Source organism: Kordia sp., assembly GCF_050633145.1.
Lineage (GTDB): Bacteria > Bacteroidota > Bacteroidia > Flavobacteriales > Flavobacteriaceae > Kordia.
In genome coordinates, this window is the sequence record NZ_JBOEFY010000030.1 from 59,046 (window position 1) to 67,627 (window position 8,582).

8 protein-coding genes are annotated in these 8,582 nt (G+C 33.5%); 6 read left to right on the forward strand and 2 right to left on the reverse strand.

What is annotated here, in order from left to right; all coding sequences use genetic code 11:
- The first annotated feature begins 17 nt into the window (after positions 1 to 17).
- From ftsH to ACRBBL_RS16125, 5 genes are all read left to right on the forward strand, one after another.
- The gene (gene ftsH, locus ACRBBL_RS16105; protein ID WP_431370097.1) at positions 18 to 1,955 is read left to right on the forward strand and encodes an ATP-dependent zinc metalloprotease FtsH; all 1,938 of its coding nucleotides are present in this window, start codon (positions 18 to 20) and stop codon (positions 1,953 to 1,955) included.
- Between the two features lie 114 nt (positions 1,956 to 2,069).
- Entirely contained in the window at positions 2,070 to 2,678 is a 609-nt protein-coding gene (locus ACRBBL_RS16110; protein ID WP_431370098.1) for an LUD domain-containing protein, read from the forward strand.
- Between the two features lies 1 nt (position 2,679).
- On the forward strand, positions 2,680 to 3,501 hold the full coding sequence (locus ACRBBL_RS16115; protein WP_431370099.1) for a phosphatidate cytidylyltransferase: 822 nt from the start codon (positions 2,680 to 2,682) through the stop codon (positions 3,499 to 3,501).
- Positions 3,491 to 4,138: a phosphatidylserine decarboxylase family protein gene (locus tag ACRBBL_RS16120; RefSeq protein ID WP_431370100.1), complete on the forward strand. Its 648-nt coding sequence runs from the start codon at positions 3,491 to 3,493 to the stop codon at positions 4,136 to 4,138. The genes ACRBBL_RS16115 and ACRBBL_RS16120 overlap by 11 nt, the downstream gene beginning before the upstream one ends.
- Positions 4,138 to 4,398 carry an acyl-CoA-binding protein gene (locus ACRBBL_RS16125; RefSeq protein WP_431370101.1) on the forward strand — a complete coding sequence of 87 codons (261 nt, stop codon included), beginning with the start codon at positions 4,138 to 4,140 and terminating at the stop codon, positions 4,396 to 4,398. The genes ACRBBL_RS16120 and ACRBBL_RS16125 overlap by 1 nt, the downstream gene beginning before the upstream one ends.
- Before the next feature lie 306 nt (positions 4,399 to 4,704).
- Here ACRBBL_RS16125 and ACRBBL_RS16130 read toward each other — a convergent pair whose 3' ends face one another.
- Together ACRBBL_RS16130 and ACRBBL_RS16135 are read right to left on the reverse strand one after the other, a co-directional pair.
- Positions 4,705 to 4,905, reverse strand: coding sequence for a hypothetical protein (locus tag ACRBBL_RS16130; protein WP_431370102.1), 201 nt, complete (start codon positions 4,903 to 4,905; stop codon positions 4,705 to 4,707).
- 316 nt (positions 4,906 to 5,221) lie between these two features.
- Positions 5,222 to 7,858 carry a valine--tRNA ligase gene (locus ACRBBL_RS16135; protein WP_431370103.1) on the reverse strand — a complete coding sequence of 879 codons (2,637 nt, stop codon included), beginning with the start codon at positions 7,856 to 7,858 and terminating at the stop codon, positions 5,222 to 5,224.
- A gap of 190 nt (positions 7,859 to 8,048) precedes the next feature.
- Between ACRBBL_RS16135 and ACRBBL_RS16140 the strand changes: the two genes are divergently transcribed.
- Entirely contained in the window at positions 8,049 to 8,474 is a 426-nt protein-coding gene (locus ACRBBL_RS16140; protein WP_431370105.1) for a DUF1573 domain-containing protein, read from the forward strand.
- Positions 8,475 to 8,582: the final 108 nt, after the last annotated feature.

The following is an 8,582-nucleotide window of genomic DNA, read 5'->3' on the forward strand; positions in this document are numbered from 1 at the left end:
AATTACATTTTGATTTAATGGCAAAAGACAACAATAACATGACAAAAAAGCCTAAGTTCAGTCCATATTGGATTTATGGGGCTATCGGAGTTTTTCTCCTTTTTTTAATATTCTCAAATGACTCTGGAGCTGACGATAAGGTTACGTTAACAAAATTCGAGGAATTAATAAAATACAATGACATTAAGCGAATCAGAGTAATGACTAACGCTGATTATGCTGAAATTTTCCTAAAAGACGATGCCGCAAAAAAAGATATTTATAAAGGTTTTATAAATAAAAAATCGAATATCTTTTCAATGGGCGACAATCCTGATTTTACTGTAAAATATCCTGAGAAAAAGATTTTTGTTGAGAATTTATACACGGCAAAAGAAAAGGATTCTTTAGATTTTGAAATTACTTCAGGAAGAATTGACAATACAGTTTCTAGTTTCATCTTTAGCATTTTACCATTTGTACTAATCATCGGAGTTTGGATTTTCATCATGCGAAGAATGTCTGGCGGCGGCGCTGGTGGCGGAGGCGGACAGATCTTCAATATCGGAAAATCGAAAGCAAAATTATTTGATGAAAAAACAGATATTAAATCATCTTTTAAAGATGTTGCTGGTTTAGAAGGTGCCAAAGAAGAAGTTCAAGAAATTGTAGACTTCTTAAAAAATCCTGAAAAATATACCTCTTTAGGAGGAAAAATTCCAAAAGGAGCCTTACTTGTAGGACCTCCAGGAACTGGTAAAACATTATTAGCTAAAGCTGTAGCTGGAGAAGCAAAAGTACCTTTCTTTTCACTTTCTGGTTCTGACTTCGTAGAAATGTTTGTTGGAGTTGGTGCATCGAGAGTACGTGACTTGTTTAAGCAAGCCAAAGAAAAATCGCCTGCAATTATCTTTATTGATGAAATTGACGCCATTGGACGTGCACGTGGAAAAAACAACTTTACAGGTTCTAATGACGAACGTGAAAATACATTGAATCAGTTATTGACAGAAATGGATGGTTTTGGTACAAATACAAATGTAATTGTAATGGCTGCAACCAACCGTGCTGATATTTTAGATAAAGCTTTAATGCGTGCTGGTCGTTTTGACAGACAGATTTATGTTGATTTACCAGACATCAGAGAACGTAAAGAAATTTTTGATGTGCATTTAAAGCCTCTTAAAAAAGCCGATAACTTAGATACTGACTTTTTATCTAAACAAACACCTGGATTCTCTGGAGCTGATATAGCGAATGTTTGTAATGAAGCTGCATTAATTGCCGCTAGAAAAGGAAAGAAAGCTGTTGAAAAGCAAGATTTCTTAGATGCTGTTGATAGAATTGTTGGTGGATTAGAGAAGAAAAATAAAATTATTACTCCAGGCGAAAAGAAAACAGTTGCTTTCCATGAAGCTGGACACGCAACCGTAAGTTGGTTAGTAGAACATGCTGCGCCATTAGTAAAAGTAACTATTGTACCAAGAGGACAATCTTTAGGAGCTGCATGGTATTTACCAGAAGAACGTATGCTAGTTCGTACTGAGCAAATGCTTGACGAAATGTGTGCTACTTTAGGTGGACGTGCTGCTGAGAAAGTTATTTTTAATAAAATTTCTACAGGTGCATTGAGCGATTTGGAAAAAGTAACCAAACAAGCGCGTGCCATGGTAACCGTATATGGTTTGAATGAAAAAATAGGAAACTTAACTTATTACGATTCAAGCGGAAACGACAGTGGGTTCAATAAACCATATAGTGAAGAAACTGCTAAAACAATAGATGAAGAAATCTCTAAGATTATAGAAAATCAATATGATAGAGCTATTCAAATATTAGAACAGAATAAAGACAAATTAACGAAACTTGCAGAATTACTTTTAGACAAAGAAGTTATTTTTAAAGATGACTTAGAGGGAATTTTCGGCGCAAGACCGTTTTTAAAATCTGACAGTGTTGATGATTCGGAAGAATAATTAGTAATTAGGTAAAATATTTTCCTTTAAAAAATCTCGAATTATACCAAAGATAATTCGAGATTTTCTATCTTTACATTAAATAATTCCAAATCATAAACTACAATTGACTCTATGAGTCTTTTCAAAAAAATTTTCGGCTCCAAATCTAAGCCTCTACAGGATATGAATTCTGCAGATGAGCGTGGAAAATATATGCCACAAATAGAACTTCCTATTGACGAACGTTTTACGATCAATTTTCGTAAAAACGGAGGGAAATTTCTATACTGTGATTCATTTACAGATGTATATGACAGTTTGGAAAATATTCTCATAGAAAACAATTGGGAAACAAAAGAGGTATTATGCTTTGATGATAAACTGCAAGAGCAATTTGATAATTTTGATATGAAATTTTCTCGTATCAATATGAATGCTAGTTTTTATTTAGCTTCTTGCGAGTATTTAATTGCCGATAATGGTTCTATTTTAGTTTGTTCAAATCAAATAAAAGAAAAAAAACTAAACGATCTACCTGATAATTTTGTCATTCTTGCCACTACAAGTCAACTTGTAACTACTATAGGCGAAGGATTGCGTGGTATTAAAAACAAATACAAATCTAACATTCCAAGTAACATAACGACTATCAAGCATTTTCAAGTACAAGAAGAAAAGGACTTTTTATCTTATGGAAGTAGCTCAAAAAACTTATATTTGCTGCTATTGGAAGACCTCTAGAATGAAAGAATTTTTAACCCGATCTTTAACTGGATTAATTTTTGTAACCTTATTAATTTCTTCAGTATATTACTCACAATCAGCTATTTTTGCTGTCTTTACCATTTTTGGGTTATTGTGCATGTTTGAATTTAGCAAGCTCATCAACTTAAAAGGTTTTGTGCAATACATTATCTTTTTAGCTATACTTGGCGTTTTCGTTTTTTGGAAGCTACTCCAACCTGACGCTAAAATTGAAGAAGCTACACTGATTCTGTTAGTTTTCTCCATCTTTGTTTCTTTATTTTTGATTCGAGATTTATTCAGTAAAAAAATAATTCCGCAATACGAATTCAAAAAATACCTGCTCGTTGCTTTTTATATGAGTAGTAGTTTTGCGTTCTTATTATTAATACCAAATGCAACAGAAACCTACGAACCGTACATTATTTTAGGAAGTTTTATCTTAGTTTGGGTGAATGATTCGTTTGCTTATATCACTGGAAAAAACTTTGGTAGACAAAAATTATTTGCGCGAATTTCACCAAAGAAAACAGTAGAAGGTTTTTTAGGTGGATTGCTTTTTTCTTGCATTGCTAGTTATTTTATAGCTAAATTTACAGAAACACTAAGTTTTAGTAGTTGGTTGATTATGGCAATTATTATAAGTTCTATAGGAACTATTGGCGATTTAATTCAATCAAAGTTTAAAAGACAAGCAAACGTAAAAGATAGCGGGACATTAATGCCTGGACATGGCGGAATTTTTGACCGATTGGATAGCATGATATTTTCAGCACCATTTATTTATTTGTTTTTAAAGATATTACATTATGTTTCATAAAGAAGGCTATAAAATCATCATTGTAACATTTATTATTGTGTCTGCTATAGTTATTACAGCAGATAAAATTGATGTTGCTTGGATGAAATATCTATTGCAAGGAATTGCAGTTGTATTTTTAATTTTGATTCTACAATTTTTTAGAAACCCTAAACGCGATACACAAAAGAATGACAGACATGTTATTGCTCCTGTTGATGGAAAAGTGGTTGTGATTGAAGAGGTTTTCGAAAAAGAATACTTTAATGAAAAACGTTTACAGGTTTCTATCTTTATGTCACCAATAAACGTTCATGTAACGCGTTATGCCATTGGTGGAACTATAAAATATAGTAAATATCATCCAGGAAAATACTTAGTTGCTTGGCATCCGAAATCTTCCGAAGAAAATGAACGCACAACTATTGTAGTTGAAAATGAAACCTACGGAACTATTTTGTATAGACAAATTGCTGGTGCATTGGCACGAAGAATTATCAACTATGCAGAAGAAGGTGAACAAGCAGTACAAGGTGAAGATGCCGGATTTATAAAGTTTGGATCGCGTGTAGATTTGTTTTTACCTTTAGACACCAATATTAACGTACAACTAAATCAAACCGTTAAAGGCGGAGTCGATGTAATTGCGATGAAATAATGAGCGCCTCTAAGTTAGACATAGAATTTTTTGAAGCTGTAGAACGCGTCAATAATAGTACAGAATCATTTCCTGCAGATTTCCTATTGCGCTTGTATGCATATTACAAACGTGCTACCAATAACGACGATAAACCTAGCAGTCGTCGCCCAATTATCAATGCTTTTAAGATGAATGCATTGTTACAAACCCAAGACATTTCTCCTGAAGGAGCCAAAGAAGCGTATATTGAATTGGTGAATTCGTATTTTGAAAAATAGATTTTTTAGACTTCTTATACTTGCTTTACTCTTAGACTTCTTAGACTCGCTTTGCTGTTAGTATCGGCTTCGCCTTTTAGACGCGCTTACGCTTTAGCATTTTGTGTTGTAAACTTTCAAACAAACAATTTTAATTGATAATCTGTGTTGTGACAATCATTTGTTTTACGGAACTCTTAAAGCAACGCAATCAATTCATTCTACTAGTCATAAAAAAAGCTATCCCAATTAATCTTGAAATAGCTTCTTATTAGGTTAACTTTATTTTAAATAATTGTATTTTAAATAAAATATTACTCTTCAACTCTATCTAGTACAATAACAAGATTGTGATCCATTTTCGCAATCTCCTGTACAATTTCCTCTAGTACAATTCCAAGCACTTTGAAAAGGAGTGCATCCATCAGAACAACCACCAGTAATTGCACCACCAGTCAATTCTTCTTTACTTAAATTAGAAATGTTTTCTTTTTTTAGACGCAATCCTTGTAAACTCTTTCTTTTCATGATTAAAATATTTTTAAAATTAGTATACATATAAATTACAAAAACAAAATGTTTACCAGTTACGGGATTCCCGTAGTTAACATTATAACAACAAGTTAGAAACTCAAAAGTTTTTATTATTTAATTCCGTTTCAAAGTACTTCTCAATACTAATTTCCTACACAAATTCACTCGAAGAGACGGTTAGTATTAACGAATTTTGATATATTCAATTTCTAGAAAACAAAAAAAAGTCACACACAGAATTTCTTCCATACGTGACTTTTTATATATACAATTTTTGAACACTGAGCGAAGCCCAAGTCAAATAACCATCTTACTTCAAAGAAGCCAAACTCGCTTTTAACGTTGCAATCTTAGCTTCTGAATCAGAAACAATTTTACGTTGTTTATCAACCACAACTTCTTTGGCATTGTTCACAAATTTTTCATTGTTTAACATACCTTGAGCACGTTTTAACGAACCTTCTACATATTCTAACTCTTTCGTTAGTTTTTCAATTTCAGCTTCAATATCAATCGCGCCCTCCATCGGAATAAAGTATTCATTCGATTTTACACGGAAAGACAATGCACCTTCTAACTTTTCATCGCTGTAACTGATACTCTCTACATTTTCAAGCTTTGCAACAACTGTGTCTAAAGTCGTTGTAAATTTTTCATTATTGATGATCGTTAACGAGACTGCATTTTTTTGTAAAATGTTTTTCTCTTTACGAATTGTACGAACTCCAGATACAACATCCTGAATCATTTCAAAATTTGATAACAATTCCGAGTTCACCTCAGCTGCTTTTGGCCAGCTAGAAACTACCAAAGCTTCTTCTTTTGAACGTTCAGCCATACGTTGCCAAATATCTTCCGTAAGGAAAGGCATGAACGGATGTAATATCTTTAAATTATCTTCAAATAAAGAAATTACTGTATCATATGTTTTCTTATCAATTGGCGAACCATAGGTTGGTTTTACCATTTCCAAGAACCACGAACAGAAATCGTCCCAAACGAGTTTGTACGAAATCATCAGTGCATCTGAGATTCTATATTTACTATATTGATCTTCCAATTCTGCCAAGGCTTTTTGGAATTTTGATTTATACCATTCAATTGCAATTTTAGCAACTTCAGGTTGCTCAACAGCATCACTTACTTCCCAAATTTGCGTTAGGTTGTATGCGTTAAATACTTTATTGGCAAACTTCTTTCCTTGATCACACAAAGCAACATCAAACAATAAATCGTTTCCTGCGGCAGAACTTAATAGTAATCCAACACGAACACCATCTGCTCCATAATCTTCAATCAATTTTAAAGCATCAGGCGAATTTCCTAATTGCTTCGACATTTTACGACCTTGCTCATCACGTACCAAACCTGTTAAATATACATTGGTAAATGGTTTTAAATCGCGGTATTCGTATCCAGCAATAATCATTCGGGCAACCCAGAAAAATAAAATATCCGGACCTGTTACCAAATCATTTGTTGGATAGTAATATTGAATTTCTTCATTTTCAGGATTACGAATTCCATCAAAAACACTTATTGGCCATAACCATGAAGAAAACCATGTGTCTAGCGCATCTTCATCTTGACGTAAATCATCTAGCGTCAAGTTTTCATTTCCTGTTGTTGCTTTCGCTAAAGCTAACGCTGCTTCTTTCGTTTCCGCCACAGCGAAATCTTCTTTTCCATCACCAAAATAATAGGCAGGAATTTGTTGTCCCCACCAAAGTTGACGTGAAATATTCCAATCACGAATGTTTTCCATCCAATGGCGATACGTATTTTCGAACTTTTTAGGGAATAAGTTAATTTCACTGTCTTCACCCAAAACTGCTTCGATGGCAGGTTTTACCAAATCATCCATTTTCAAAAACCATTGATCGGACAATCTTGGTTCAATTACGGCTTTGGTTCTTTCTGAAGTTCCAACTTTATTAATATGTTGCTCCGTTTTTATTAGGAATCCTTTTTCTTCTAATTCTTTCGAAATTTCTTTACGAACTACAAAACGATCTTTTCCTTGATAATGCAATCCAAAGCTATTTAATCTAGCATCATCATTAAAAATATCAATTACTTCTAAGTTATGTTTTTCTCCTAAAGCTTTATCATTTTCGTCATGTGCAGGCGTTACTTTTAAACAACCTGTTCCAAATTCGATATCTACATATTCGTCTTCAATAATAGGAATCACTCTATTTGCTAACGGAACTATTGCTTTTTTACCTTTTAAATGCGTGTAACGTTCATCATTTGGGTTAATACATATTGCAGTATCTCCCAAAATCGTTTCTGGACGTGTTGTAGCGATCGTTACTTTTTCGTCACTTCCTTCAATAGCATACGACAGATAATACAAGTTTCCTTGCTTTTCTTCGTAAATTACTTCTTCGTCAGAGAGCGTTGTTTTTGCTTCTGGATCCCAATTTACCATACGATATCCGCGGTAAATCAACCCTTTACTATACAAATCAACAAATGTCTTGATGACAGCTGCTGACATATCGTCATCCATTGTAAACTTCGTTCTGTCCCAATCGCAAGAAGCTCCTAATTTTTTAAGTTGCTCTAAAATGATTCCACCGTGTTTGTGTGTCCATTCCCAAGCATGGCCTAAAAACTCTTCACGAGTTAAGTCAGACTTTTTAATACCTTCTTGCTTCAATTTGTTTACAACTTTTGCTTCCGTAGCAATAGAAGCGTGATCCGTTCCTGGCACCCAACAAGCGTTGTATCCTAGCAAACGTGCGCGTCTTATCAACACATCTTGAATGGTATTATTGAGCATGTGTCCCATGTGCAAGACTCCTGTGACGTTTGGTGGCGGAATTACTATTGTATACGCTTCACGTTCGTCTGGTTCTGAATGGAAATAGTTTTGCTCCATCCAATATTGGTACCATTTGTCTTCGATCTTACTTGGATCATACTTCTTTTGAATACTCATTTTGGTATTGTTTTTGTAATATAGTTTGCAAAAGTACTTATATCTATACTATTTAAAAAGTGTTTTATCACTTTTGCATTTAATTGTTAAATATGTGTATTTGATACTAGTAACTTTGTTTTTTATGAAACAATTTTTGTAAGATTATAAATAAGTAAGTAATTTTACAGTAATACTAAATACAAAAATGATGAAAAGAATAATTACAATACTATTTGTTGGTTTGTTTACCATTGCTATTCAAGCACAGGAAAAGACCGCAAAGATCAAGTTTAAAGCAGAAACTATTGATTACGGAACTATAGAAAAAGGAGCTGATGGAGTTCGTGTTTTCGAATTTACAAATACAGGAACTGCACCTTTAGTAATTACAAGAGTATATTCAAGTTGTGGATGTACGATTCCTAAAAAACCAGATGCGCCAATTTTACCAGGTGAAAATGGAGTTATTGAGGTGAAGTATGATACAAAGCGTGTTGGACCAATTAGAAAGACAATTACAGTGTATTCTAATGCAGATGAACCAACAAAAGCGATCAAGATTAAAGGAAAGATTGTTGACCCTAGCAAATCGAAAAGCATTATGATGAAAGACAAATCAGAGATTGAATCATAATCTATAACAACATATTTTTACTAAAATGCCTTGTCAGTTTGATGAGGCATTTTTTTGTGTTGGGTGTTGGGTGTTGGGTGTTGGGTGTTGGGTATTAGGTATTAGGTA